The 25692-nt window shown below is 47.0% G+C and carries 24 protein-coding genes and 1 other RNA gene; 12 read left to right on the forward strand and 13 right to left on the reverse strand.

What is annotated here, in order from left to right:
- Positions 1 to 47: 47 nt before the first annotated feature.
- From SHD_RS19020 to SHD_RS19035, 4 genes are all read right to left on the reverse strand, one after another.
- Positions 48 to 2234 (reverse strand): OsmC domain/YcaO domain-containing protein, encoded by a 2187-nt coding sequence (locus SHD_RS19020; protein WP_023268620.1) that lies wholly within the window; start codon positions 2232 to 2234, stop codon positions 48 to 50.
- A 213-nt stretch (positions 2235 to 2447) separates the two neighbouring features.
- Complete coding sequence (locus SHD_RS19025; protein ID WP_023268621.1) at positions 2448 to 2687, reverse strand: hypothetical protein; 240 nt, start codon at positions 2685 to 2687, stop codon at positions 2448 to 2450.
- Positions 2688 to 2789: 102 nt separating this feature from the next.
- Positions 2790 to 3179, reverse strand: a complete 390-nt coding sequence (locus SHD_RS19030) for a ribosome recycling factor family protein (RefSeq protein ID WP_023268622.1) — start codon at positions 3177 to 3179, stop codon at positions 2790 to 2792.
- 205 nt (positions 3180 to 3384) lie between these two features.
- Positions 3385 to 4278 carry a LysR family transcriptional regulator gene (locus SHD_RS19035; protein ID WP_023268623.1) on the reverse strand — a complete coding sequence of 298 codons (894 nt, stop codon included), beginning with the start codon at positions 4276 to 4278 and terminating at the stop codon, positions 3385 to 3387.
- Between the two features lie 99 nt (positions 4279 to 4377).
- Between SHD_RS19035 and SHD_RS19040 the strand changes: the two genes are divergently transcribed.
- The 6 genes from SHD_RS19040 to SHD_RS19065 all read left to right on the forward strand — a co-directional run bounded on the left by SHD_RS19040 (position 4378) and on the right by SHD_RS19065 (position 10245).
- Entirely contained in the window at positions 4378 to 4998 is a 621-nt protein-coding gene (locus tag SHD_RS19040) for a short chain dehydrogenase (protein WP_039978724.1), read from the forward strand.
- A gap of 84 nt (positions 4999 to 5082) precedes the next feature.
- On the forward strand, positions 5083 to 5328 hold the full coding sequence (locus SHD_RS19045) for a DUF3297 family protein (RefSeq protein ID WP_023268625.1): 246 nt from the start codon (positions 5083 to 5085) through the stop codon (positions 5326 to 5328).
- Positions 5329 to 5689: 361 nt separating this feature from the next.
- Positions 5690 to 6610: a nuclease-related domain-containing protein gene (locus tag SHD_RS22135; protein WP_023268626.1), complete on the forward strand. Its 921-nt coding sequence runs from the start codon at positions 5690 to 5692 to the stop codon at positions 6608 to 6610.
- Between the two features lie 43 nt (positions 6611 to 6653).
- On the forward strand, positions 6654 to 7781 hold the full coding sequence (locus SHD_RS19055) for a hypothetical protein (protein ID WP_023268627.1): 1128 nt from the start codon (positions 6654 to 6656) through the stop codon (positions 7779 to 7781).
- The gene (locus tag SHD_RS19060) at positions 7778 to 8242 is read left to right on the forward strand and encodes a three component ABC system middle component (RefSeq protein WP_023268628.1); all 465 of its coding nucleotides are present in this window, start codon (positions 7778 to 7780) and stop codon (positions 8240 to 8242) included. Before SHD_RS19055 ends, SHD_RS19060 begins: the two co-directional genes overlap by 4 nt.
- A complete protein-coding gene (locus SHD_RS19065; protein WP_023268629.1) occupies positions 8239 to 10245 on the forward strand; it encodes a DUF3732 domain-containing protein in 2007 nt (668 codons plus the stop codon). Before SHD_RS19060 ends, SHD_RS19065 begins: the two co-directional genes overlap by 4 nt.
- 446 nt (positions 10246 to 10691) lie before the next feature.
- On the opposite strand, the gene gcvP is transcribed toward SHD_RS19065, so the two are convergent.
- From gcvP to SHD_RS19095, 6 genes are all read right to left on the reverse strand, one after another.
- The gene (gcvP, locus tag SHD_RS19070) at positions 10692 to 13580 is read right to left on the reverse strand and encodes an aminomethyl-transferring glycine dehydrogenase (RefSeq protein WP_023268630.1); all 2889 of its coding nucleotides are present in this window, start codon (positions 13578 to 13580) and stop codon (positions 10692 to 10694) included.
- 122 nt (positions 13581 to 13702) lie between these two features.
- Positions 13703 to 14092, reverse strand: a complete 390-nt coding sequence (gcvH, locus tag SHD_RS19075) for a glycine cleavage system protein GcvH (RefSeq protein ID WP_011071083.1) — start codon at positions 14090 to 14092, stop codon at positions 13703 to 13705.
- A 25-nt stretch (positions 14093 to 14117) separates the two neighbouring features.
- On the reverse strand, positions 14118 to 15212 hold the full coding sequence (gene gcvT, locus SHD_RS19080; RefSeq protein ID WP_023268631.1) for a glycine cleavage system aminomethyltransferase GcvT: 1095 nt from the start codon (positions 15210 to 15212) through the stop codon (positions 14118 to 14120).
- 398 nt (positions 15213 to 15610) lie between these two features.
- A complete protein-coding gene (locus SHD_RS19085) occupies positions 15611 to 16834 on the reverse strand; it encodes an FAD-dependent monooxygenase (protein ID WP_023268632.1) in 1224 nt (407 codons plus the stop codon).
- 36 nt (positions 16835 to 16870) lie between these two features.
- Positions 16871 to 18094 carry a 2-octaprenyl-6-methoxyphenyl hydroxylase gene (ubiH, locus tag SHD_RS19090; RefSeq protein ID WP_023268633.1) on the reverse strand — a complete coding sequence of 408 codons (1224 nt, stop codon included), beginning with the start codon at positions 18092 to 18094 and terminating at the stop codon, positions 16871 to 16873.
- Positions 18095 to 18199: 105 nt separating this feature from the next.
- A complete protein-coding gene (locus SHD_RS19095) occupies positions 18200 to 18775 on the reverse strand; it encodes a UPF0149 family protein (RefSeq protein WP_023268634.1) in 576 nt (191 codons plus the stop codon).
- 225 nt (positions 18776 to 19000) lie between these two features.
- Between SHD_RS19095 and SHD_RS19100 the strand changes: the two genes are divergently transcribed.
- The 3 genes from SHD_RS19100 to SHD_RS19105 all read left to right on the forward strand — a co-directional run bounded on the left by SHD_RS19100 (position 19001) and on the right by SHD_RS19105 (position 20317).
- On the forward strand, positions 19001 to 19303 hold the full coding sequence (locus SHD_RS19100; RefSeq protein ID WP_011718292.1) for a cell division protein ZapA: 303 nt from the start codon (positions 19001 to 19003) through the stop codon (positions 19301 to 19303).
- A gap of 115 nt (positions 19304 to 19418) precedes the next feature.
- A non-coding RNA gene (gene ssrS, locus SHD_RS21725) (6S RNA) lies at positions 19419 to 19599 on the forward strand.
- A 7-nt stretch (positions 19600 to 19606) separates the two neighbouring features.
- Positions 19607 to 20317, forward strand: a complete 711-nt coding sequence (locus tag SHD_RS19105) for a 5-formyltetrahydrofolate cyclo-ligase (RefSeq protein ID WP_084294920.1) — start codon at positions 19607 to 19609, stop codon at positions 20315 to 20317.
- Positions 20318 to 20453: 136 nt separating this feature from the next.
- Here SHD_RS19105 and folM read toward each other — a convergent pair whose 3' ends face one another.
- Positions 20454 to 21173, reverse strand: a complete 720-nt coding sequence (gene folM / locus SHD_RS19110) for a dihydromonapterin reductase (RefSeq protein WP_039978968.1) — start codon at positions 21171 to 21173, stop codon at positions 20454 to 20456.
- 210 nt (positions 21174 to 21383) lie between these two features.
- Between folM and SHD_RS19115 the strand changes: the two genes are divergently transcribed.
- Positions 21384 to 21773: a thiol-disulfide oxidoreductase DCC family protein gene (locus SHD_RS19115; protein ID WP_023268637.1), complete on the forward strand. Its 390-nt coding sequence runs from the start codon at positions 21384 to 21386 to the stop codon at positions 21771 to 21773.
- Positions 21774 to 22132: 359 nt separating this feature from the next.
- On the opposite strand, the gene mdh is transcribed toward SHD_RS19115, so the two are convergent.
- The gene (mdh, locus tag SHD_RS19120) at positions 22133 to 23068 is read right to left on the reverse strand and encodes a malate dehydrogenase (protein ID WP_023268638.1); all 936 of its coding nucleotides are present in this window, start codon (positions 23066 to 23068) and stop codon (positions 22133 to 22135) included.
- A 290-nt stretch (positions 23069 to 23358) separates the two neighbouring features.
- On the opposite strand from mdh, the gene argR reads away from it, so the two are divergent.
- Complete coding sequence (gene argR / locus SHD_RS19125; protein WP_011624073.1) at positions 23359 to 23829, forward strand: transcriptional regulator ArgR; 471 nt, start codon at positions 23359 to 23361, stop codon at positions 23827 to 23829.
- A 183-nt stretch (positions 23830 to 24012) separates the two neighbouring features.
- Here the strand turns inward: argR and SHD_RS19130 are convergent, their stop codons facing one another.
- The gene (locus SHD_RS19130) at positions 24013 to 24645 is read right to left on the reverse strand and encodes an NAD(P)-dependent oxidoreductase (RefSeq protein ID WP_023268639.1); all 633 of its coding nucleotides are present in this window, start codon (positions 24643 to 24645) and stop codon (positions 24013 to 24015) included.
- Positions 24646 to 24748: 103 nt separating this feature from the next.
- Between SHD_RS19130 and SHD_RS19135 the strand changes: the two genes are divergently transcribed.
- On the forward strand, positions 24749 to 25651 hold the full coding sequence (locus tag SHD_RS19135; protein ID WP_023268640.1) for a LysR family transcriptional regulator: 903 nt from the start codon (positions 24749 to 24751) through the stop codon (positions 25649 to 25651).
- The last annotated feature ends 41 nt before the right edge of the window (positions 25652 to 25692 follow it).

The following is a 25692-nucleotide window of genomic DNA, read 5'->3' on the forward strand; positions in this document are numbered from 1 at the left end:
AACCTAGGTTCGCTTTTTCTACACATCAACTTCTTAGCTATATGCTATTAGTTCGCCGCTTTGGCCTTGCGGGCAGCGTGCAGTTTTTTATAGCTTTCGATTAAGCGTAAATGCGGCTCAATCCCTTCGAGTTGCATGCTGGTCTTGGTTAGGCCGCTAAAGCGGATTTTACCTGTGACGCTGCCAACCACTTGTTCCATCACTTCCGCGCCAAACATGCGGGTAAAGTTATGGCTAAAGTCTTCGAGTTCAAGGTCTTCATCCAGCGTCACTTCCAGTACCGCGCTCATTGCTTGGTAAAACAGATTGCGCTTCACGGTGTTGTCGTTAAATTGCAAAAACTCGCCGACTAATTCCAGTGCCTCTTCATGCGCTCCCAGTGCCAAATAAATCAGGATCTTAAGTTCGATAATCGTCAACTTGCCCCAGACGGTATTTTCATCAAACACAATACCAATAAGGGTACGAATATCTGTGTAGTTATCCAGCTGACTTTCTTCTAAGCGATTGACTAGGTTAACCAATTGCTTAGTGCTTAGAGAATGCAGATTCAGAATATCTTCACGGTAATCCAGCGCCTTGTTGGTGTTGTCCCAAATCAGGTCTTCTACTGGATAAACTTCAGAGTAATCAGGCACTAAAATACGGCAAGCCGATGCGCCTAATTCGGTAAACTCGGCAACATACACCTCTTTACCCAGCTCTTCTAAAATGCCGAATAAGCGGTCCGCTTCCTCTTCGTTAGTGCCGGAGAAATCCCATTCGCAGAACTCATAGTCATGCTTGCTGCTAAAGAAGCGCCAGGAGATCACGCCCGTTGAGTCGATAAAGTGTTCGACAAAGTTTTCAGGCTCGCTCACCGCCATGCTGTTAAAGGTCGGTTTTGGTACATCATTTAGACCTTCGAAGCTGCGACCTTGAAGTAATTCGGTTAGGCTGCGCTCCAATGCCACTTCAAAGCTTGGGTGGGCACCGAAGGAGGCAAATACGCCGCCCGTTTTCGGGTTCATCAGCGTCACGCACATCACAGGGAACTGGCCGCCTAAGGAGGCGTCTTTCACCACCACTGGGAAGCCTTGTTCTTCTAAGCCCTTAATGCCCGCAAGAATGCTTGGGTATTTTTCTAACACAGACATAGGCACGTCTGGCAGGACGATTTCCTGCTCGATAATTTGGCGCTTCACTGCGCGCTCGAAGATCTCAGATAGACACTGGACTTCGGCTTCTTTGATGTTGTTACCCGCGCTCATGCCATTGCTTAAGAACAGGTTTTCAATCAGGTTTGATGGAAAGTACACAGTCTCGCCATCGGATTTACGCTTGTAAGGAATCGCACAAATACCGCGTTCACGATTGCCCGAGTTAGTGTCGATAAGATGCGAGCCACACAGCTCCTCATCGGGGTTATAAATCTCGAGACAGTAGTCGTCTAACAGGCCTGCTGGCAGCGAATCATCCTCTTCTAAGGCAAACCATTTTTCATTGGGGTAATGCACAAACTCGCTGTTAGCGATCTCTACACCAAAGAATTGATCGTTATAGAAAAAGTTATTGTTTAAACGCTCAATAAATTCACCGAGGGCCGAGCACAGCGCGCTCTCTTTGGTTGCGCCTTTACCATTGGTAAAACACATGGGCGATGCGGCATCACGGATATGCAGTGACCATACATTAGGCACAATATTACGCCATGAGGAGATCTCTATCTTCATCCCCAGCTCAGCCAAAATGCCCGTCATATTGGCAATGGTCTGCTCTAGTGGTAAGTCTTTACCCAAAATATAGGTGCTACTATCGCCGCCAGGTTGACCCATCAGCATGGCATTTGCGTCGGCATCGAGGTTTTCAACGGTTTCGATTCTAAACTCTGGGCCAGTCTGCACCACTTTTTTCACTGTGCAGCGGTCGATAGAGCGCAAAATACCTTCGCGATCTTTATCCGAAATATCATCGGGCAATTCGACATTGATCTGGAAAATTTGGTTGTAGCGATCTTCTGGGTCGACAATATTGTTTTGCGACAAGCGGATATTGTCCGTCGGAATATCGCGGGATTTACAATATACCTTCACAAAGTAGGCCGCACACAGCGCCGAAGAAGCTAAGAAATAATCGAAGGGGCTCGGCGCCGAGCCGTCGCCCTTATAACGGATGGGCTGATCGGCCGTGACCGTAAAATCATCGAACTTGGCTTCGAGTCTCAGGTTGTCGAGAAAATTAACTTTGATTTCCATTAGAATTTTTCCACTCAATATGCTCAAACGCGGTAATCGTATCCGTTACCGCACAGCATTGCCCTTGGGCGCTATCGTCTGGGGGGAATTATCGGTGTTTTTCGCCCATTAGTCTTGGGTTAATTATGTTAAAAAACACCAGCGGGAGTTTATGCCTTGAGCAACAAGCAAAAAGTGGGATTTATTGCGACATTCACAGAGGTTTGGCTAAGGTTACTCAGAACTGCCTTGCTTATCCGCTTCGCGTTTCACCAGTAAAAAAGTGAGATACATCTTTGTCGGCAGAGATAACGCCATGCCAAAGGCAACGCAAACGGCGCTGATAATAATGCCCTTAACACCCATGGCTTCGACACTCTCATTAAAGTTATGCAGATAAATCCCAAGCACAATCAGGCACAGCCCTATGCTAATACAGATTTTTAACAGGGTAATCAGCCTAACATCCGTCATGGTTTACGCTGCCATTTATAAAATTTGGCTAATATAGTGACCGCTTTAGCAGGCACCTGTGTTGATGCAAATCAAAGGCTGTTCACTCTCGCAAGCAAAGCGCTAGAGTTCCGCCTCGAAGCGGGCAAGGCGTGCCTCGCTCATCGTGCATTGGGTTTGCTGCATCAGTTCACCCAAGGTAATGGCGGGGTTTTGGTTGATCAGGCGAACCAATTTTGCGCCGAGTGGTTCAAGCTTATCGGCGTGTTGTAATAAGCCGCTATCGATCTTTTTGATCATAAAGGCAAATTCGGCAGTATCATTCTGGGCTGTTAACTCGACGCAGCAGCTTTGAATGTCGATTGCCTGCCCTGTGATACTCCAATTGCGGGAGCGGCGAATCCGCTTAAGCTCGCAGCCGTGCTTTAGCGCTATTGCCTGCGCCCGCTTAACCGCCTCGCGGCCGATGCGATGGATAAGTGATGGCAAGGGAATACTAATATCATCGTGCATAGTGGTTAGATTCAGCCCTGCTTAGCGATAAAAATGATTGATATATAAGTGAATGATACATAATGAATTAGAGACATAAGTGCTTAAATACCGGAGTGGTTATCGGTATAACAACCGCTGCTTAAAACGCTTCAACATCAGCTCGAGCGCCACTTTAGCCGCGTTAAATTATCAGCGCAAATCAGCACGCCAGGTTTTAGCTCCTTTATGATTTACGGATAAACTCGGGATTAGCCGCGCACCATTGCAGCAATGCCTGCTGTAACTGCCGCAGCTTCTTGGAGTAATGGCTTTGTTTTGCATAGACCATATATAAATCATAAGGATATAAATACCATTCTGGCAGTAACCGCAGTAGTTTTTGCTGCGCTATATCCTGCTGCACTAAGTAATAGGGTAAACAGGCAATCCCTTGACCGCTCAAGGCTAACAGATGATTAGTCGCATAATTTGAGCTAATCACTGCGGGCTCAAACCCTTGGGTTACACTCTCGCCAGCGGCATGCTCGAGAGTCCACTGCGTTTCACCGCCCGAAAGTAGCGGATATTGGGGTAAATCCGCGGGGTTCACTAAGTCCGTCGCAGGTAAATACCCTGGCGCGGCCACTAACACATGGCTAATGCGCCCTAGGTATTTAGCGACTAAATTATCGCTATGTTTAAGTGTGGTTCTTAAGGCAAGGTCAAACTGACCAAATTCAACATCTTGAATATCTTGCTCAAAACAAAATTCAAACCGAACCTGAGGAAAATTCGCCATCAATGGGATCAATAGCGGCGCTAATAGGGCTTTCCCCAACTCTGTGGGAGCGGTAAATCTTAAACGGCCACAATCATCCTCAGTTAAATCTTGTACTAAACGCTCGGCCTCAGCGGCTAATCTGTCGATTTCACAGGCTTTGGAATACAAGGTTTGCCCCGCTTCGGTCATCGAGACCCGGCGCGTGGTGCGATACAACAACTGGCAGCCCAGCTCATCTTCCAAGGCTTTAACATGGCGAGACACCAAGCCCTTAGAGGCCTCAAGCTGCTCCGACGCCGCACTAAAGCTCTGCATTTTTACAACCATCATAAAGGATTGAAGATGCGTCAGGTTCATTGATTAAATCCATTTTCTAAACAATGTGGTGATTATATGGGCTTTTTCGGTTTATTTCGCCGAGTTATGCTGTGTTTATATTCAATAATGGAGAAAATCATGAAAATACTCGTTGTAGGTGCAGCAGGCAATATCGGCCAAGCCGTCACGCAACTACTAAAAGCTGAAGGTCATCAAGTTATCCAAGTCGGGCGAACTCGTGGCGATCTGTTGATGGATATTCGCGATCCCAATTCACTCCAACAGGGCTTTAACCAACTAGGTAAAGTCGACGCTATTATCGCAGCAATGGGAGACGTCGCCTTTAAACCCTTTGACCAACTCGACCAAGCCGATTGGCAAAAAGGCATACAGAGCAAATTGTTAGGCCAAATCCAGCTAGTGCAAGTTGGTAGTCAGTTTTTAAATGCGGGCGGGAGTATTACCTTAACCAGCGGCATTATCGCCGATGTACCCGTTAAAGATGGCGTCAGCGCCGCCACCATCAACGGCGCACTTGAGCATTTTGTTGCCGCGGTCGCTAATGAACTCACCCATCAACAGCGGATCAATATTGTCAGCCCAACCGTATTAACCGAGTCATATACCGCGTATCGAGATTACTTTGCGGGTTTTAGTACCATTGATGCCGATATCCTCGCCAAGACTTACTTAAGATCGGTTATGGGCCGAGAAAATGGTCGCACCTTAAAAGCCTTTTCCAATGCGGGTGCAGTATAAAACCAGACTCTTGATTGAGATCCTTGAGCAAGGCGGCGGGATTGCCTACAATAACGCACTTTTTGTTCACTACAGATAACGACCATGACTGACACAACTTCACAACCCGCATTACCGGATCGTCTTTCGGTTAACCCACGCAGCCGCCACCATGTGGCTGAAATCTTCCAATACGATGTGGGTATTCGCGTAAACGGTAAAGAACGTTTCGATGTTGAAGAATACTGCATCAGCGAAGGCTGGGTTAAAGTACCAAGCAAATCTTTAGACCGTCGCGGTCAACCTCTACTGTTAACCATCAAAGGCACAGTAGAAGCATTTTACCGTTAAGCACCCGCAGCTTAATGGATAATAACAACGGCCAATTCGATTGGCCGTTTTTATTTGCCCTGTATATCCCCAAAACGCCCACCAATACCTCTCCCCAAATATTCACAAGTTGTTATTTAAAATAAGCTTTTGTGATAAAACGCATTGATTAAACCGCATAACGCGGGTTAAAGTGTGACCACTAAGGGAAATGCAGAGCCACACTCGAACGCCACTATCGAGCACGCTATTTAGGGATGAAGCAGCAACTCAGTTATCCGCCTCCCCCCTCTTAAAGCCACCTCTGTCACCAAGGTATAAAGCACATTCGTTATATGTGCGTTATGGAATAAAGAAAAACCTTTTTACTTCAAGGATGTAAATGGCAGATTTTACAAACAATCTTTTATCGATAGTGATCATCCTCTCGAGCATGTTCGTCACAATTGGAGTAATGTACGCGCTGCTCAAATACCGCGATGCTACTGTCACTCTGCCCGTTGATCGTGAGCAACTCAGCCGTATTCCCGCCTATGGCTTACAAAAGCAAATCCAAGATCTGCAATTAGATTTAATCGGCAGCATGATGATGGGGCTGATGATAGTGTGTTTCCCCTTTGCAATAAACAGTATTCAAGCACATATTGCCGTCGGGAAATTCCCTTGGGTTTACGCCCTAACAGGTTTAATGGGATTAACTTATTGCGGTATTAAAACTTGGAAAAACTTTTCCAAACTTACCAAACTACGCCTAGGGCATACGGCCGAAATCGCCACCGCCAATGAACTAATCGGCCTACAAGCCTTGGGTTATCAAGTGTTTCACGATGTGCAAGCCGACGGCTTTAATATCGACCACCTCGTTATCGGCAAAAATGGTGTATTCGCGATTGAAACCAAAGGCCGCCATAAGCGCAATAAAGACCTACGCCAAACCAATGGCGGAGGCTCTGGCTCTAGTTCTGGTAAGAAAGGCTATGAAGTATTTTACAAAGACGGGCGCTTAAACTTCCCCTCGTGGACAGAAACCAAGCCCATAGAACAAGCCGAACGTCAGGCCAAGTGGGTCAGCCAATGGTTAACCAGAGCCACAGGCTCCCCCGTCGCCGCCACCCCAGCCCTAGTATTCCCCGGCTGGTATGTCACAAGCCAATCAAAACCACCGTTCCCGATCCTTAACCACAAACAATTAGTCGGAACGATCCCGAAACTGAAAACCCAAGATCTTACCCAGCAACAAGTCGACACCATCATCTACCAAGTCGCCCAAAGATGCCTAAGCAAAAGCGAGGCGGGGAAATGATGATGACAACGTTTACTGAGATAGCATTAAGACAGGAGTTTGTATGAGTGGCGGACAACCCAAAAACGCTGCATTAACTACCGCGCTGGCATTTCACTATCAAGTACTGATTGGCTTGGATAAGTGCTTTTCACTTGAAGACGATCAATCAGTTTGGTTTGAAAAAGACGGCGATGTGAGCTTAATTTCACCAGATCCGTCGACATCAACTCAAATCGAAGTGAAAAATTACTCAAAACCACTGACAGACAATCACGATAATCTTTGGAATACACTTAAAAACTGGCTTGCTCCAGACTTTGAACATACAAGATATGGCGCTTTAATATTGCACACTACACAAGAATTTGGTGCAAAAACTAGTTTAAAGGACTGGAATACACAAACTGTTGACCAACGTTTAGCAGTTATTAAAGCTATTTTTGCAAAGCATACTGAGGAAGAACTTAATGCAGATAAACCATCTGAAGTGATTAAGTTACAGAAAATAGTAATGGCTTCCGACGAATTATTGCTTAAAAGTGTACTTGGTAAGGTCACCTTATTTACGCAAGCTGATAACGAGCAAGATCTACAAAAAAGAATTCTTTCTAAACCAGTAGGGATCCCTAAGAGTAACCTGATTAGTTACCTTCATGGACTTATTGGTTTTGTATATGCGCAAGCAACTAAGCGTAATTGGAGTATAAATAAACAAGAATTTACAATAAAGTGTGAAGAGTTAACTGCACTCCTTTGTAAAAAAGAATTCACCTTTCCAATTTTTTCGGGCTATGAAGCCTCTGATCTGGACGTTGAATTATACAAAAATAGAACCTTTGTCCAAAAAATTGAAGAAATTGAGCATCATGAAATGATACCTGATGCTGTCGGTAATTGGCTTGAGTTTCAAAACTCACTGGTTGAAGAGCTTGATGAATCCGCGCTCTATAAAGACAAAACAGTTTCATATCAGAACCAATTAGTTAAGAAATATAAGCTTGCTTACTCAAGCGCGCAGTTAGAAGCAAAAGATACAATTAAAAGTTCAAAATTACTTTACAACAGAACTATAGCTGAACAGCCGTTGAATATGGGCAACGATATCCCGCCGATTGAATACAAAAATGGCTTGATGCACGACGCAATGGATGATGAAGAACGAAACTTAAAATGGAAGGTTGCTCCATGAGCAGTATTATTGATGCCCTATACGAGTTAAAATACAATCCGTTCGAATATGGAGCCTTTATTGCTTCATTTTACAAGACCATTGATGAGTCAGAAAATAACCTTTTACTCGCCCCTTTGATAATTCCACTGTGTAGTCATCCCGTTTTTGGTAAAAAAATTTTAGGGGCTGTATTTGGAAATAAACAACAAAGCTCTATTTGGTCTATTTTCGATGATAGAACCAAACTCTATGACCTACAAGAACGAATTGACGGATTCTATACTTTAACCAATCAATGCATTCAATATTGCTTAATTAATGATTGGTTATCTGTAAATGAAAAAAGTTTATCCCTTCACACATGTGATGATTGTGACTCAGTCTTTACTAGTCAAAAAATGGCTGAGAAATTAGGGCGATTATTTAGAGGTCACTCTGTAGTCGAGATTTATGCATTTTTAGGAGTGAAACCGCGATGAAAACATTAATTCATGAAATTGGTGTTATTGATAAACAAGGAAACAAACACCCAGTTAATTTTAAGAAGGGGCTAAATGTTGTTACTGGCAAATCATCGACAGGTAAAAGCGCCTTGATTGAAATTTTTGACTATTGCTTTGGCAGCAGTGAAAACACTATTCCTAAAGGTATTATTACCAAAAACGCTGCAATTTATTATGTTGCGCTAGCTGTTAACGAACAAAATATAGTCATTGGACGTGATCCTGATATTGCATCGAAAGCTTTTTTCCGTCGTGTAGAGTCATTTAACACTGACGATATAACCCGAGATTATTTTAATAGTAGCTACTTCCGTCCATTAGCCGAGTTTAAGAAGCATCTACAAGGTTTTTTCTTAGATATGGATGATGTTGATGAGTCGCTAGAAGCTAGAACTATTCGAGGAAGAAAAGCGGCCACGCCATCTATACGCAGTTTTTCATCGTTCATGCTTCAGCACCAAAACCTTGTTGCTAATAAACATGCATTATTTTATCGATTCGATGAAAAAGAAAAGCGAGATCAGGTGGTTGATCATACCAAGATATTTTTAGGCTTAGTTAATCAAAAGTTCTTTCACTTATCTCAAGAGAAAGAACGACTAACCGCAGATATCAAGCGTTTTGAACGCCTAAAAGAGACGAATAAACGTACTTCTGAAAGCTATAAACAAAACGTTGGACCCGTTTTAAGCCAGTTATACGCTCTAATGGGGTTTAAAGATGAGCAGTTATCATTGGAAAAAGTGCTTCGCCATCCACAAGATGCTAAGGACCATCTTGACAAAATTATTGTACCTGAAAAAATTAATCATAATTCTGATACTGCCACCCAACACTATAATAAGCTCAAGCTGTCACGTAATCACAAAACGGCAGAGCTAAGAAAGCTACAACGACAATCAGCATCAATTAAAAAGCATATTCAAGAAGAAGAACGTTTTGTTGATAATATTAAGCAATTTAGCTCGCCTAAGCATGTTCATATATCCACCTCAGTCTGCCCGTTTTGTCATACTGAAAAAGATACTCTACTAAAAAGTGCAGAAAAACTACAGCAAGCCATCACCAAAGTATCTGGTAACCTTGCTCAAGCTCGCCCAATGAAGGCAAAGTTTGAATCATCCTTGGTTAATGTTACACGTAATATCGAGATAGTTAGCAGGGCATTGGCTGAGCTAAACCAGCAAATAATTGACATAGAGAAAACAGAAAAGCAACTTGCAGAACAAAAAAGCTTGTATGAAAGTGTTATCATTCAGAAAGCTAAGTTATTTGCTCTACTCGACACTATTAATATGGCAAATGATATTGAACTTGATAGAGAAATAAAAGATATAAACAAAAAACTAAAAGACATCAATAAAGCTCTTGCTCAATATGATGTACAAAAAGGTTTAGAAATCGCATCAGCGAAGATAAATGAATATATGGCTGAAATTGGTAGTCATTTTGAATTTGAAGCAAGCTATAAGCCAATTAATCTTCACTTCTCATTTGAAACATTTGACCTTTACCATATGAAACCAGACAGCGAAAGAATTTATTTAAGATCAATGGGAAGTGGCGCTAACTGGCTCTACTGCCACGTAACACTGTTTTTAGCACTACACAAATACTTTGCTGAATTAGGTGAAAAATGTTCTATCCCATCAATATTATTTTTTGACCAACCGACTCAGGTATACTTCCCTAATTTTAATCGAGATAATGCAGTTACTTTTGAAGATCAAAAAAAATTGGAAGCTGTGCAACGAGCAAACACAGAAAGATCTGTCGATGAAGATGTAAAAGCCGTTGAAAATCTTTTCAGCCAGCTATCAATTTATTGCGATGAACTAGAGAAAAACAATGGCTTTAGTCCGCAAATCATAGTTACAGACCATGCAGACAATTTGACATTATCAAATGGAATTTCGTTTGACTCTTTAGTAAATAAAAATCGTTGGCGCACGAGAGGACTAATTGAACCAATATCATGATAAAAAAAGCGAACCAATTGGTTCGCTTTTTTTATATTTCCAGTTTTGATTAAGAATATAATTATGTTGCTAGAGAAACTAATAAAAAGTTAATTGAGTGTTTCATGCTTTCTCACCCAAATTAAACTAAACACTATGCTCAAATCCAACACCCTATACAGCATTGTTGCACCAGTGACCTTCTAAAACATGGATGTTTTAGTAGAGCTTACAGGGATGTATTTACAGCGAGTTACTGGTGTAACAGTGCGAGAGCCTGCGGCAGGCAATTGGGAAGTACAATAGCCAGAAGCCACAAAATAGCCCATTCGCAGCACTAAGCTCGCCAGAGAGAATACGCATAAAACAAAAAAGCGACCCTAAGGTCGCTTTTTAACGTTCATAATTGCGTCGTAGCCGAAGCTAACTCTTAGCAAGGGCTTGCTGTCGCAAGCCCAAACCAGCAATTACTCATAGTCTTCCATCGGCACACACGCACAGAACAAATTACGGTCGCCATACACATCATCAATACGGTTCACGGTTGGCCAGAACTTGTTAGTACGCACTGCGGCACTTGGGAACACGGCCACTTCACGGCTGTATGGGCGTGAATCGAACGCTGGGTCCATAATATCGGCCATAGTGTGTGGCGCGTTGTGCAGCGGGTTATTGTCCGCTGGCCACTCGCCCGCTTCAACTTTCGCGATTTCGGCGCGGATGGACACCATAGCGTCGATAAAGCGGTCCAGTTCAACCTTAGACTCAGACTCGGTTGGCTCAATCATCAGCGTGCCCGCTACGGGGAAGCTCATGGTTGGCGCATGGAAACCGTAGTCGTTCAGACGCTTAGCGATATCCATTTCGGTCACGCCAGAGGCTTCTTTGATTGGACGCAGGTCGATAATACATTCGTGCGCGACGCGATCGTTACGGCCACGGAACAGTACTGGGTAGTGTTCAGACAGCTTCTTCATCACGTAGTTAGCGTTTAACAGCGCAGTTTGAGTCGACTTTTTCAGGCCGTTTGAACCGAGCAGCTTAATGTACATCCAGCTGATTGGCAGAATGCCAGCACTGCCGTATGGCGCTGCCGATACTGCACCGTTGTTATCGCTTTCGCGGCCTGGTTTCACTACTACGTGACCCGCGACGAACGGCGCTAAGTGCGCTTTCACGCCGATTGGGCCCATACCTGGACCACCGCCGCCGTGTGGAATCGCGAAGGTTTTGTGCAGGTTAAGGTGCGATACGTCGGCACCGATAAAGCCTGGTGAGGTTAAGCCCACTTGGGCGTTCATGTTGGCGCCGTCCAAGTACACTTGACCACCGTGCTGGTGCACAATGTTGCAGATTTCGCGGATTGATTCTTCGTACACACCGTGGGTCGATGGGTAAGTGATCATGATACATGACAGGTTTTCTGCCACTTCGGCCGCTTTAGTCTTCAGATCTTCTAAATCCACGTTACCTTGCTTGTCACAGGCAGTCACGACCACTTGCATACCGGCTAATTGCGCCGATGCTGGGTTAGTGCCGTGGGCAGATTGTGGGATTAAGCAGATGTTTCTGTGGGCTTCGCCGCGAGACTCGTGGTATTTACGAATCGCCAGCAGACCCGCGTATTCACCCTGTGCACCAGAGTTAGGTTGGATACACACGGCATCGTAACCTGTGACATTCACTAACCATGAAGACAGTTCTTCAATCAGTTGAGTGTAACCCTTGGCTTGATCCAGTGGGCAGAATGGGTGCATGTTAGCAAATTCTGGCCAGCTCACTGGGATCATTTCAACCGCAGCGTTTAACTTCATGGTGCATGAACCTAATGAAATCATTGAATAGTTCAGTGCTAAGTCTTTGCTTTCGAGACGCTTGATATAACGCATCATCTCGGTTTCGCTTTGGTAGCGATTGAAGGTTGGGTGGCTCAGGATGGCATCTTGACGCACTAAAGACGCTGGAATCGATTGGCTACCTTGGGCTACGATTTGCGCGTCTAACGCAGCAACGTCTAAGCCATGGCCAGCACCTAAAATCACATCGAACAGGGCTTCGATATCGCTGCGGATAGTGGTTTCATCTAAGCTCACGCCGACGATGCCGTCAGCATCGAAACGCAGGTTCATTTCAGCGGCCAGCGCGCGCGCATTCACTGCTGCAACGTCTAAGCCTTTGATGCTGATGGTATCGAACCAAGTGGTGTTCACTAAGCTCACGCCTTTAGCTTGTAAGCCAGCGGCTAAGATATCAGCAAAGCGGTTAATGCGTGATGCGATGGTTTTCAGGCCTTGTGGGCCGTGGAATACGGCGTAGAAAGACGCCATGTTCGCTAACAGAATTTGCGCGGTACAGATGTTTGAGTTGGCTTTTTCGCGGCGGATATGTTGCTCGCGGGTTTGCATCGCCATACGCAGTGCGCGGTTACCACGGGTGTCCTTTGACACACCGATGATACGGCCAGGCATAGAACGTTTGTGCTCGTCACGGGCCACGAAGAAGGCCGCGTGTGGACCACCAAAGCCCATCGGCACACCGAAACGCTGCGCGCTACCGAAAACCACGTCGGCGCCCATGGCACCCGGTGACTTGAGTAACACTAAGGCCATGATGTCGGCAGCGACAGTCACAATCACGTTTTTCGCGCGTAATTCGGCGAATAAGTCAGTGAAGTCAGTGATTTGACCGAAACGGTTTGAATATTGGAACAAAGCACCAAACAGCTCATGGTTTACCGCTTCATGGGCTGGGCCTACCACCACTTCAAAACCAAAACACTCAGCGCGAGTCTTCACTACGTCTAAGGTTTGTGGGAATACGTCATCGGCTACGAAGAAAATGTTCGCTTTTTTGGCTTTAGATACACGCTTAGCCAGCGCCATCGCTTCAGCGGCGGCTGTCGCTTCGTCTAACAGTGAAGCAGAAGCTAAATCTAAACCAGTTAAATCCATCGACACTTGTTGGAAGTTTAGAATCGCTTCTAAACGGCCTTGGGCGATTTCTGGTTGATATGGCGTATAGGCCGTGTACCAACCTGGATTTTCTAAGACGTTACGTAAAATCACATTAGGCACTTGGGTACCGTAGTAACCCATACCAATGTAGCTTTTGAAGACTTGGTTTTGTTTGGCTAAACCACGAATGTAGGCCAAACCTTCGGCTTCGCCGCAGGAATCACCAATGCTCAACTCTTGGCTTAAACGGATCGACTCAGGCACGATTTGCGCAGTCAGATCGTCCAGAGACTCTGCACCAACGTAGTTCAACATTTCTTGTTGTTGGATGCTATCCGGGCCGATATGGCGACGTAAGAATAAATCGTGCTGTTCTAACTGAGTGAGGGTTTGCTTGGTCATGATAAACCTTGTTCCAGATTTGCCGTCGCTCAGGACTGTAGGGTACTGATAAACGGGCTATTGTTATGTCAAACTTGCGCTAAAACAAACGAAGCCCCTTGGGGCTTCGTTAGCGTCGACGATTATTCCTCGTCGATAACAGCTTGGTAACCTTCTGCATCGAGCAGCGCGTCAACTTCTGATTCATCAGAAGGCATAACGCGGAAGAACCAGCCTTCGCCGTAAGCGTCGCTGTTTACCAGCTCTGGAGAATCTTCCAGTGCTTCGTTGACGGCAATCACTTCACCAGAGATTGGCGCGTAGATGTCAGAAGCCGCTTTCACTGATTCTGCCACTGCACAGTCGTCACCTGCAGTCACAGTGTCGCCCACTTCTGGCAGCTCAACGAAAACCATGTCACCTAACAGCTCTTGAGCATGCTCAGTGATACCCACAGTGTAGCTACCGTCTTCTTCCTTGCGGATCCATTCGTGTGAAGAGGCGTATTTCAGTTCTGTCGGAATATTGCTCATTGTTCTTGTTCCTTGTTCCGTTTTTTTAAAATGCTTGTTTACCGTTGCGCACAAAGTTTGGCGCTACTACTCTAACAGCCACGCGCTTTTTACGCATTTCGACTTCCGCCGTATCCCCAATCGAGCTAGGAACACGCGCCATCGCAATAGAATAGCCCAATGTTGGCGAGAAAGTACCGCTAGTGATCACGCCTTGCTGCTCAACACCCGCTGCATCGGTGAAAAATACTGGCATATCATGGCGTAACACGCCTTTTTCTTCCATCACTAGACCGACTAATTTGTCGGTTCCCGCATCGCGCAGGGCTTCAAGCGCCTTACGACCGATAAAGTCACGGTCAGTTGGCTCCCATGCGATGGTCCAGCCCATGTTGGCGGCCAGCGGATTGATGGTTTCGTCCATATCTAAGCCGTACAGGTTCATACCAGCTTCGAGACGTAATGTATCGCGAGCGCCTAAACCACATGGCTTAACGCCTTGATCTAACAATGCTTGCCACAGGGCTTCGGCTTCCGCTTCAGGCACGATAATCTCGTAGCCCGCTTCACCTGTGTAACCTGTGGTGGCAATAAACAGAGAACCGGCTTGCTTACCGAAGAAAGGTTTCATGCCTTCGATAGCGGCATTTTGCTCGGCACTGAATACGGCGGCGGCTTTGGCCTTAGCGTTAGGGCCTTGAACGGCGATCATCGCCAGCTCAGGGCGCTCAGTCACAGTGACATCAAAACCTTGGGATTGTTTGGCGATCCACGCTAAGTCTTTTTCGCGGGTCGCGCTGTTGACGACAACACGGTAGAAAGTGTCGGTCAGGTAGTAAGTAATCAGGTCGTCGATGATGCCGGCATTGTCATCTAACATGCCGCCGTATAAGGCTTTACCAGGAACTTTAAGTTTGGCCACATCGTTTGCCAGCAACTTACGGAGGAATGCACAAGCGTCGGTTCCGGTCACATCAACCACAGTCATGTGGGACACGTCGAACATACCTGCGTCTTGACGCACGGCGTGGTGTTCTTCGATTTGTGAACCATAGTTGAGGGGCATATCCCAACCGTGGAAGTCGACCATCTTAGCGTTTGATTCTAAGTGCTTGTTAAACAGAACAGTTTTATTAGCCATTGTTATCCCTTTTTTGCGGCCTTTTTCAGGTCTCTGCCTAGCGTAGGGTGATACAAATCCGGCTAAATATCTGGCTAATCGGCATTTCACTTCCACGATGCATCAATTTGAAAGGGGTTCTTTCGGTCTCAATGCGTCTGTCACTGCAACGCCTGATTCGCTCTGAATTGATCAGATATTTATCGTGATTGGTATAAGTACTAGGGTCTAAAATGCGGCGAAATTATACCTTGCGTCACAAATTTGTATACAGGAGATTTTTCTAATCCGAAGCCAGTGTCATTAGATTTTCTCATCTTCAACATGTAATTTTTTTACATACGAAAGCGAGATTTGCGCAGCTTGCCACCAATATGCTGATATTAGCGGCAATTCTGATCACATTAGCGCAACCTAGGCTAGCGACATAACTTGGGCAGCGACGACTTATTACCCATGGCCTGTTGCATGAACACTGTTTTCAGCCCAGCGACATTATCGACCAGATTTAATCCCAGATCGCGAATGGCCTTTTTAACCGGGTTTGAACCCTCGAACAGGCGCTTAAAGCCTTCCATCGCCGCGATCATCTCCATCGCATCGGCCTTGCGCCAACGCTCAAGGGCGCGCAGCTGGGCATAATCACCGATATCCTTACCCGTATCGTGTAACTCACCGATGACTTCGATAATGCTAGCGGCATCGAGGAAGCCTAAGTTTACCCCTTGGCCCGCTAATGGATGAATGGTGTGGGCCGCATCCCCCGCGAGCACTAAACGGTGGCGAGCAAAATGGCGGGCGTAGCGCATCCGCAGCGGGAAGGCTTGGCGTTCACTCTCCAGCTTGCAAATGCCAAGGCGACCGTCGAAGGCGGCGGTAAGATTGCGCTCAAATTGCACTTTGTCCATTGCCAGTAATTCAGTGGCGCGCTCGGGCGGCACAGACCAGACGATGGAACAGAGGTTGTCTTCATATAACGGCAAAAAGGCCAACGGGCCATCCTGCAAAAAGACTTGGCGGGCGGTGGCAAGGTGCGGTATTTCGCTGCGAATGGTTGCCACGATCGCATGGTGGCCATAATCCCAGAAGGTTAACGGGATCTTACATTGTTCACGCACCCAAGAATTAGCACCATCGGCGGCAATCACCAGTGCGGCGCTGACACTTTCGATTTCGGCATCGGCACCATTGGCTAAGGTCAACCAAGCTTCACGCTCACCAAAGGCGATACGCTCTATACGTTGGTTTTCGATATGGGTGATATTGTCAAATTCACTGGCACGCTTGGCGAGGGCGTAACTGATGGCATCATTTTCGATAATGGCGCCAAGGCTAGGTTCACTGATGCTGCTGGCATCGAAGGCGATTTTGCCAAAGCCGTCTTTATCCCATACCGCCATTTTTTGATAGGGCGTCGCGCGGCTGGCATCTAAATAGTGCCAAGCGCCGAGGTGCTCGAGCAAACGTTGGCTCGCCTTATTGATGGCGCTGACCCTTAGCCTTGGCTCACCGCTCACGGCATCTGTGTGGCCCGCATCGATAACGACAACATTAAGATCGGCCTGCGCCAATCCTATCGCGGTGGCGAGTCCCACCATGCCGCCACCCACAATGGCAATGTCATAGGCTTGTGAACTTAACATGGGTACATCCTTTTCGCGTTGCGATACCAGTAATGATTATTTCCAGCCCATCGCTTTTTGAGCGACGGGGGTTTTCAGTGGCGGGAACCAAGATAACAGACGCAATCCTAGATTACGCCCAAGGGCCAAGGGCCAATATTGGTTAGAGAAGCCACGGACTAAAAATTCAATATTGCGAATAGTGCTGTTTCTATCTGCCTCACGGGCCTGCAAATAGCCATGGGTGACGGCGACACCGCCAATATCCTCACCCTGCGCCAGCGCGCGTTGCAGCACATCAAGCAGACTGACAACATCCCGAAGGCCCAAGTTAAATCCCTGCCCCGCAATCGGGTGTAGCGTCTGCGCCGCATTACCAATAAACACACATCTATGGTGAATTGGCCTTGGCATATAAGACAGATTTAACGGATAAGCATGGCGCTCGCTGACATCGATAAACTGGCCGGCGCGATAACCAAAGGCCTGCTGCAACTCAGCTAAAAATTCGGCTTTTGGGGCATTGAGCATCGTTTGGGCGCGGTGATTATCGAGTGCCCATACGAGGGACAAACGCGGTTGGCCTTGGCTATCTGCCATCGGCAATAACGCCAGCGGGCCGGTCTCGGTAAAGCGTTCATAGGCCCAATGTTGATGAGGCTTATCGGTTTGTAGATTGGCGATAATCGCAGTTTGCTCAAACGCCACTTGGGTAATGGGCAGATTAAAACTGCTGCGCACTTTAGACAGCAAGCCATCAGCGGCGACCACCAGCTTGGCACAAATCCGCTCGCCGGAATCCAGCACCAGCGTGTGGCTGTCGATATCGGGAATTAACGCTGACAGTTTGGCAGGACAATAGCGCTTAACCTGAGTTTTGTTAAGCTCGCTAAACAGCACTTGGCCGACCCTTTCCAGCTCGACGACTTGGCCCAGCGCATCCAAGTGAAACTGACTGGCGTTGAGTTCCGTCATGCCAAAATGGCCGCGATCGGATACGTGGATATCCTTAATTGCCGTGCCTAAATGCGCCAGTTTCGGCCATAAACCTAAACGGGATAACTCGAAGATGGAACCATGGGCAATGGCGATGGAGCGAGCGTCAAAGCCGGGATGGCTATTATCGGGAAGGTGCGCCTCGATTAAGGCAATAGATAAAGGTTTTTCAGTGCCAGACAAACGCGCCAAGGCCAGCGCGAGGGTCGCCCCCGCCATGGCGCCACCAACAATGGCAATATCGACATTTTGAACTGAATTATCCATGTGCTCAGCTACCGTCATGGGGTTCTCATTCAAGCTATGGCATGGCTAAAAGCGTTTCGCCATCAGGATGTTAGATTTGAAAAACAATAAAAGGCAGAATGATTCCGCCTCTCTCGTTAGCGATTAGTGGATCACCGCAGGATCGTCGCCTTCACCGTGGCTTGGCTCAGGGCCAAACTCGGAATAGCACATAATGGCGGCGATACGCACAAATTCCAGTAACTCGATATAAGCCGTTTCCGATTCTTCATCTTCGGTGACATCAAATTCAACTTGAGCGATCTCGGCCAGATCTTTAATTACTTCACGCACTTCGGCTGAGGCTTTATTCAGCTTAGGCTGGATAATTGCAATACCCGTTAAGAAGCTTTGCGTCCACAGGGATAAGGCTTCAACCCGTTGACTTAACGGCTCTTCTTCTTCGGGAAGCAATGGCATAAAACCAAACTCAAAATCGCCTAAACGAGCGACTGAGTCTTGGAATAGCTCACTCACCAATTGATGCAGAGGTGCCGGTAAAGGCTGACCATCATTCATCAGGTCAAATAAAGGTTTAATCCACAGATCACCTGTTTGCTCTACGCCACCGCAGATTAAACCCACAAGGGCACCGTGTACTTCCACGGGATGCTGACCAATTTCAGCCGCATCGAGGGCGATTTTTAAACTGTCGATGCGTAACGAAGGAGGGGTCGCCATATCAGATTCCAATCAGAATTTTCCAGCAGCAATGCTAGCAGAGATAAAGACTTGAACCAACTCTGAACCTGCATTCTTGTGGGGGAAGATAAAAATTCCGGCAACTGCTCACACAAGCAGCAAACAAAAGGGCGAATGCGCAATCCATCGGCAGCTCACCTTGCACTTTTAATATCAGCCCTATATAGTCCGCCCTATCGATGCCAACGAAAGGATCATCTTCGAATGAGTAATAGTGCAGTTGAAATCACCCTGCTAGGGCGCACCTACTCTATCGCCTGCCCGAAAGGTCAGGAAGATGCCCTACGTGTTGTGGCGCAAGGGGTTGAACAGCAGCTAACCACCTTAAAAAATCGCACTAATAGCTTAAGCCGCGAAGAAATTGCCATTATGGCGGCGCTGAATATTGGACACGAGTTGTACCAAGAAAAGCAAAAGAATAAGCACTATATGAAACAAATGGATGACCGCATCAGCCTGTTGCAGTCAACCTTGGAAAACGCCTTAGTTGAGCGTTCAACCAAATAGATTTAGACTGTGCCACTCGGTGCCAAGCACCATCTATCTGAGAAGAGTTGCACAGTGAATGGCTAAACTGGCCTATACTTTTTAAGCCAAGATTTTAGCGATTCAATACCGTTTTTGCTCCCTGGGGTGCAGGCCAACTGGTAATGTCCCTGTGCCGATAATTTTGATCTCAGGGTGAATGCTTTACTGACATTGAGCATGCTCGGCTCGTACCGAGAAGCCTTAGGAGGTAATCATTTACCCGCCTTGAACCTACGGTTCAAGGGCTACACCGGTAGCGGCATTCTGGGGAGCATCTTATTTATGTCTATCACTTCACCTGTATCGAACACTTCCGCCCCAACAGTCAATGGGCCACACGGCACTCAGCCTGAAATTGACGCCAAGTCGCTAAGCCCAAATCTAAGCCCAACGCTAAGCCCAACGCTAAGCCCAACGCTAAGCCGCGCCGAGTTACGCAAACAAATACGTTTAGCGCGCCGCTCGCTTTCGACAGAGGTGCAAACCGAGGCAAGCCTTGCCGCCAGTCAGCGAATGCTCGAAAAACTTAGCACGCTGAAGGCCCAGCATGTCGCGCTGTATCTCACCCACGATGGCGAACTAGCAACCGCACCGCTTATCGAAGCGCTTTGGCAACAGGGTATTCAAACCTATCTGCCGCGGCTACACCCCTTTAATGCAGGGCAATTATTGTTTTTGCATTATCACGCCGACTCACTAATGCAGCCGAATCAATTTGGTATTTTAGAGCCTAAGTTGGATGTGCGTAGCGTTATGCCAATTGAGCGACTGGATGTGGTGATCACCCCGCTGGTTGCCTTTGATATCAAAGGCAATCGTATGGGCATGGGCGGCGGCTATTACGACAGAACGCTAGCCAATTGGCATAGCAAAGGTAAACCTCTGCCCATGGGCTACGCCCATGATTGCCAACAGGTCAAAGCCCTGCCCTGCGAGCATTGGGATGTGCCCTTACCGACGATCATCACTCCAAGCAGAGAATGGGAGTTTTGAATAAAGAAGGTGCTAGGTGCTAGATGCTAGATGCTAGATGCTAGATGCTAGATGCTAGATGCTAGATGCTAGATGCTAGATGCTAGATGCTAGATGCTAGATGCTAGGACCTAGAACCTAAAATCTAGATTCTTTTTTACCTTAAATGCCGCCCACCATCGACATTGTGGCTACGCCCCGTGACGTAGCGGCTCGCCAATAGATAATCCACCAAGGCAATAATCTCCTGATTTCCCGCTTCTTTTGGCAAAATGGCCTTGGCTAAGGTCTTTTGTCGATAGGCTTCATCATCACTTGGATTAAAAAGGATCATCGCCGGAGCAATCGCGTTCACTTTAACCTCGGGCGCCAATTGCGCCGCAAAGGATAAGGTTAAGTTATCCAGCGCCGCCTTACTGGCCGCGTAGGCCATGTGCTTGGCACTGCCCTTTTCGGCCACATAATCGGTGAAATGGATAATATCGCTGGCGCCAATCTCGCCCTCGGCTCCCGCTCGCAGCTGTGAAGCTAAGGCCAAGTTCATTTGATAGGGCACGCTCACATGCACCTGCATCATGCGCTGCATGACTTCATGGGCGGCAAGGCTTGGGCTGTTGTCTGGCAGCCAGTCAGAGGCGTTATGGATAATGGCGCGGATTTTGGGGTATTGGCTCAATTGCTCAATCAGGTTTTGGAGCTGCGCATTATCGTAAAAATCGCATTGGATTAAGGTCGCGCCTAGGGCTTGCAATTCATCAATGCTAGGATAATGGCTGCGATAGGTGCCAATCACCTTGTGCCCTTGGGCGAGCAAGTGTTTCGCGAGGGCGTAGCCAATACGTTTACCCACGCCAGTGATAATAATGGGAGCTGTCATATCCATCCTGTTATTTGCCAAGCAATGATAAAAACAAAAGCATTTGGCAGATTGTTAATCGCACAATCACGTAATCACACAATCACGTCACTAATCGCAATAGCTTAATACCTCTAGCCAAGAGTGTATAACAATTAAAACCGTAAACATGTCGATCTAAATGCCTAGCATCTGCGTATACTCAGGGACAGACAGTAAGAGGTAGACCAAATGGAACTGCGGATTTTTTACGACGGCAATTGCCCTTTATGTAGCGCTGAAATGCGCCAACTTAAAGCGCGCGATCCCGATGATCGCATCGAACTTGTGGATCTTAATGCTGACAATTTCAGCTCAAGATTCAGCTATATCGATAAAGACTACGCCAATACCATTCTCCATGGCGAAACCGCCTCTGGCCAAGTGCTGCTAGGGCTAGATGTCACCTGCAAAGCATGGGCATTAACGGGCACTCGCCCTTGGGTACAAGTGCTACGCTTACCGCTTATCAAACCTATCGCGGATTGGTGCTACCTGAGATTCGCCAAGCACAGATACCGCATTTCTTACTTACTGACGGGTAAAGCTCGCTGCGACAGCCAATGCCAACTGCCTAAGTAGTTATACCAACCGTATTAAATATCTGTTCATTCAGCGGGAGTTCAACGCGCTTTAGACAAGGCGAAGGCTTGAAGGCATAGTGGTGCTCTGTCGAAAGCCTTAAACGCAGTATAAAGCGCGTTGCCATGCAGTGAACATCAGCCGCCCTTCGGGAGCCTCACAGGCATCCCACTCCGGTGTTGCATTGACTTAAAAGGGAATGACCATTTCTGCGTCAATGCGCCTTGGATTGAAATGCCTGTGAGGCTCTGAACTGATTAGATATTTAATGTGATTGGTATTAGCCTCAAGTAAGGACTCAATTTTAGCGCATAAAAAAACGGAGCCATTAGGCTCCGTTCTCTCATAATCCAGATGGATTACTTAACGAAATCAACGCCTAGTTTGATATCGCCTTTCAGCGTATCTAACATAGAATCACGGGCGTTAGCTTCGAATACGCTCACTTCACCGTAAGGCAGTACTTTTTCGATACCGTTTTTGCCTAACAGCACTGGTTGAGCGAAGAATTCAGCGTGCTCGCTGCCGCCGTCAACGTAAGCACATTCAACGATGTTAGCTTCGCCTTGCAGACCACGAACCAGAGACATACCGAAACGGCAAGCCGCTTGACCCATAGACAGGGTCGCGCTTCCGCCACCGGCTTTAGCTTCAACCACTTCAGTACCCGCGTTTTGGATACGCTTGGTCAGAGAAGCGACTTCTTCATCAGAGAAAGTCACGCCTTCAACTTGAGACAGTAATGGCAGAATGGTCACGCCGCTGTGGCCGCCGATGACGTTCACTTTAACGTCAGCAACGTTTAAGCCTTTTAATTCAGCGATGAAAGTTTCAGAACGGATAACGTCCAGAGTCGTCACACCGAACAGACGGTTCTTGTCGTAAACACCGGCTTTCTTCAACACTTCTGCTGCGATAGCAACAGTAGTGTTTACTGGGTTAGTGATGATACCCACTAACGCTTTAGGGCAAGTCACTGCCACTTTTTCGATCAGGTTACGAACGATACCTGCGTTGATGTTGAACAGATCTGAACGATCCATACCAGGCTTACGCGCAACACCAGCAGAAATTAGAACAACGTCAGCACCTTCCAGTGCAGGCGTTGGATCTTCACCAGCAAAACCTTTGATTTCTACCGCAGTAGGGATGTGGCTCAAGTCAACCGCAACACCCGGAGTAACCGGTGCGATATCGTATAGAGACAGTTTAGAACCCGCAGGTAATTGAGTTTTTAACAGTAGGGCGAGAGCCTGGCCGATACCACCAGCAGCACCAAGTACAGCAACTTTCATAGTTATCTCCGTTATTTCTCGGATATGTGTGACATGGATCTAATTTCCGTTGGCGTCACATTACTGGAATGTCACGTTAATTTCAATTATCCCTTAGTCGTGGAGACAAAGATTTAGCAAAACAGAGCATTCCAATGTTGAATATTTACTCTAGTCAAATATCAATACTGACAATACGGCTATCTAGCCATCCGTAAATTGCATTTTTATTCAGTCATAATGGTTATTTGTTGACAGTTTGACCAAAACTATTCAAAATACGCCTGATTTTTTGAATAAAGAATAAGACTATGCAAACGACCAAGAATCAGGATGACCTTGTTAGAATTTTTAAGGCGATTTTAAAAGAGGAGCGTTTTGGCTCCCAGAGTGAAATTGTCGCCGCTTTACAAGCCGAAGGCTTTAGCAATATTAACCAATCGAAAGTGTCTCGGATGCTCAGCAAGTTCGGTGCTGTACGCACCCGCAACGCTAAGCAGGAGATGGTTTATTGCTTGCCCGCTGAACTAGGCGTGCCTACCGCAGGCAGCCCGTTAAAGAACTTAGTACTCGATGTTGACCATAACCAAGCGATGATTGTCGTCCGCACCAGCCCAGGCGCAGCGCAATTAATTGCCCGTTTATTGGATTCCATCGGTAAGCCTGAAGGGATTTTGGGGACCATTGCCGGAGACGACACTATCTTTATTTGTCCATCCAGCATCCAAGATATCGCCGATACCTTGGAAACCATCAAATCTTTATTCAACTACGCAGAATAAAAAAACAGGTCAGCTTGCTGACCTGTTCTCTTTTATCTGTACCCTTTTCAGTCCAACATTGCCCTTGTTTCAGGGCTAGTGTCCCGATTACGTTACAGCATAAGACCTATCTGTTGGCTTGGATAACGCACACCTAGGACAAAGACTCGTCACCCCGAGCTCACAAACCTTAGTTCGTCAGCCTTAGTAAGCCACACTGATCCTTTGATTAGGATGCGCCGCGTTTTCTGCTTCATCCAGCATGGCTTTGGCGTAGTCGGCCACTGAAATCTTGCTATGACCATTTGTATCGGTAAAGAAGCTATCGCCGCCTAAACGGTAAGGACCTTCGCTGGCACCTGGGTAAATTTCTGCTGCTGGGCTAACAAAAGTCCAGTTAACCATGGTATTGGCGGCGCGAAATGCCTTTAATGCTTCACCTTGAGCCAGAGCTTCATCCTTATAGGCAGGCGGGAAATCTGGACTTGAAACCAAGGTCACTCCCGGTGCCACTTCTAAACTACCTGCACCACCAACCCAAAGCAGACGAGGGACTTTTGCCTGTGGCAACACGGCTAATAGATTATTGACCGTTTTTGCCACTAAGCCGTGATTCTGCTCGGCGCGACCACCCACAGAAGCTATCACTAAATCCACACCCGCAAATGTGTCGGCTTCCAATGGCTGAGTCAAGTCAACACTACGCACTTCTGCCGCTGTTTGACCAAGCTTGCTTGGGTCACGTACTAAGGCAACCACTTCATGACCACGGCTCAGCGCCTCGTTAAAAATGGTTCCGCCAATCCAACCTGATGCACCTAATACTGCAATTTTCATTTGATAAGTCTCGCTACTGATTTAAATTGAGACCAGTTTACTTGCGACACTTCACGTGATAAATATCGATAAATGAGCATGATTGTTTCAGATTGAGATACTAATGGATAGAATTGCCGCCATGCGTAGCTTTATCGAAGTGGCCAACTGTGGCAGCTTTACCAAGGCCGCAGAACACCTCGATCTCAGTCGCCTACAGGTATCACGTCATATTCAAGAAATTGAGCAATGGCTGAGTTTACGTTTATTGCACCGCACAACCCGCAGCGTCAGCCTCACTCTGCAGGGCGAAGAAGCCCTGCAATATTGTCAGCGGGTGCTGAGCGAAGTCGCCGCAATGGAAAGCCGCGCCCATAGTCATAACACCGAATTAGTTGGCAGTATTCGCATCGCTACGCCCGTCGGGCTTGGGCAGCACAGTCTGTTCGATGTGGTCGATCGCTTTATAAAATTGCACCCTAAGGTCAATATTCAGTTGTTAATGTCGGACAGTTTTGCCCAGTTGGTGGATGAGCGGGTGGACGTGGCACTGCGCTATACCGAGCAGCCCGATGAGAATTTGATTGCCCGCAAACTGATGAGCATAGATGCCGTGCTGTGCGCCGCGCCCAGTTACTTGGCTCAAGCCGAGCCGCTAACCGTCCCTAACGATCTGCTCAGCCATAATTGCCTTATCCATAGCTCGCAGCAACACTGGCAGCTACTCAAGGAGCAACAGAGTGAGCTGATTAAACCTATGGGGAATCTGATGGCGAATGAAATGGGAGTGCTTGTCAGCGCCGCATTGCGCGGGCATGGCATTGCCTACTTGCCCTGCGACTTAGCCAATCCCTATCTGGCCAGCGGCCAACTGCAAGAAGTGCTCCCCGAATACACGGCGCCAGGGCAAACACTCTGGGCAGTGTACCTCTCCCGCAGTTATCAACAAGCTCTGGTGCGCGCCTTTATCGATTTTACCGCCCAGCAATGGCAGCAGGATCTCAGTAAGTGGACGACGGCGAGTTAAGCCCACAAACAAAAACGCACTGAGGCTTTAAGGCTCAGTGC

It is taken from the genome of Shewanella decolorationis S12 (assembly GCF_000485795.1).
GTDB lineage: Bacteria > Pseudomonadota > Gammaproteobacteria > Enterobacterales > Shewanellaceae > Shewanella > Shewanella decolorationis.

Excerpts from the sequence above, each read along its gene's own strand:
- SHD_RS19020 (WP_023268620.1), bottom strand. The coding sequence starts at position 2,234 with ATGGAAATCAAAGTTAATTTTCTCGACAACCTGAGACTCGAAGCCAAG.
- SHD_RS19025 (WP_023268621.1), bottom strand. The coding sequence starts at position 2,687 with ATGACGGATGTTAGGCTGATTACCCTGTTAAAAATCTGTATTAGCATA.
- SHD_RS19030 (WP_023268622.1), bottom strand. The coding sequence starts at position 3,179 with ATGCACGATGATATTAGTATTCCCTTGCCATCACTTATCCATCGCATC.
- SHD_RS19035 (WP_023268623.1), bottom strand. The coding sequence starts at position 4,278 with ATGAACCTGACGCATCTTCAATCCTTTATGATGGTTGTAAAAATGCAG.
- SHD_RS19040 (WP_039978724.1), top strand. The coding sequence starts at position 4,378 with ATGAAAATACTCGTTGTAGGTGCAGCAGGCAATATCGGCCAAGCCGTC.
- SHD_RS19045 (WP_023268625.1), top strand. The coding sequence starts at position 5,083 with ATGACTGACACAACTTCACAACCCGCATTACCGGATCGTCTTTCGGTT.
- SHD_RS22135 (WP_023268626.1), top strand. The coding sequence starts at position 5,690 with ATGGCAGATTTTACAAACAATCTTTTATCGATAGTGATCATCCTCTCG.
- SHD_RS19055 (WP_023268627.1), top strand. The coding sequence starts at position 6,654 with ATGAGTGGCGGACAACCCAAAAACGCTGCATTAACTACCGCGCTGGCA.
- SHD_RS19060 (WP_023268628.1), top strand. The coding sequence starts at position 7,778 with ATGAGCAGTATTATTGATGCCCTATACGAGTTAAAATACAATCCGTTC.
- SHD_RS19065 (WP_023268629.1), top strand. The coding sequence starts at position 8,239 with ATGAAAACATTAATTCATGAAATTGGTGTTATTGATAAACAAGGAAAC.
- gcvP (WP_023268630.1), bottom strand. The coding sequence starts at position 13,580 with ATGACCAAGCAAACCCTCACTCAGTTAGAACAGCACGATTTATTCTTA.
- gcvH (WP_011071083.1), bottom strand. The coding sequence starts at position 14,092 with ATGAGCAATATTCCGACAGAACTGAAATACGCCTCTTCACACGAATGG.
- gcvT (WP_023268631.1), bottom strand. The coding sequence starts at position 15,212 with ATGGCTAATAAAACTGTTCTGTTTAACAAGCACTTAGAATCAAACGCT.
- SHD_RS19085 (WP_023268632.1), bottom strand. The coding sequence starts at position 16,834 with ATGTTAAGTTCACAAGCCTATGACATTGCCATTGTGGGTGGCGGCATG.
- ubiH (WP_023268633.1), bottom strand. The coding sequence starts at position 18,094 with ATGACGGTAGCTGAGCACATGGATAATTCAGTTCAAAATGTCGATATT.
- SHD_RS19095 (WP_023268634.1), bottom strand. The coding sequence starts at position 18,775 with ATGGCGACCCCTCCTTCGTTACGCATCGACAGTTTAAAAATCGCCCTC.
- SHD_RS19100 (WP_011718292.1), top strand. The coding sequence starts at position 19,001 with ATGAGTAATAGTGCAGTTGAAATCACCCTGCTAGGGCGCACCTACTCT.
- SHD_RS19105 (WP_084294920.1), top strand. The coding sequence starts at position 19,607 with ATGTCTATCACTTCACCTGTATCGAACACTTCCGCCCCAACAGTCAAT.
- folM (WP_039978968.1), bottom strand. The coding sequence starts at position 21,173 with ATGACAGCTCCCATTATTATCACTGGCGTGGGTAAACGTATTGGCTAC.
- SHD_RS19115 (WP_023268637.1), top strand. The coding sequence starts at position 21,384 with ATGGAACTGCGGATTTTTTACGACGGCAATTGCCCTTTATGTAGCGCT.
- mdh (WP_023268638.1), bottom strand. The coding sequence starts at position 23,068 with ATGAAAGTTGCTGTACTTGGTGCTGCTGGTGGTATCGGCCAGGCTCTC.
- argR (WP_011624073.1), top strand. The coding sequence starts at position 23,359 with ATGCAAACGACCAAGAATCAGGATGACCTTGTTAGAATTTTTAAGGCG.
- SHD_RS19130 (WP_023268639.1), bottom strand. The coding sequence starts at position 24,645 with ATGAAAATTGCAGTATTAGGTGCATCAGGTTGGATTGGCGGAACCATT.
- SHD_RS19135 (WP_023268640.1), top strand. The coding sequence starts at position 24,749 with ATGGATAGAATTGCCGCCATGCGTAGCTTTATCGAAGTGGCCAACTGT.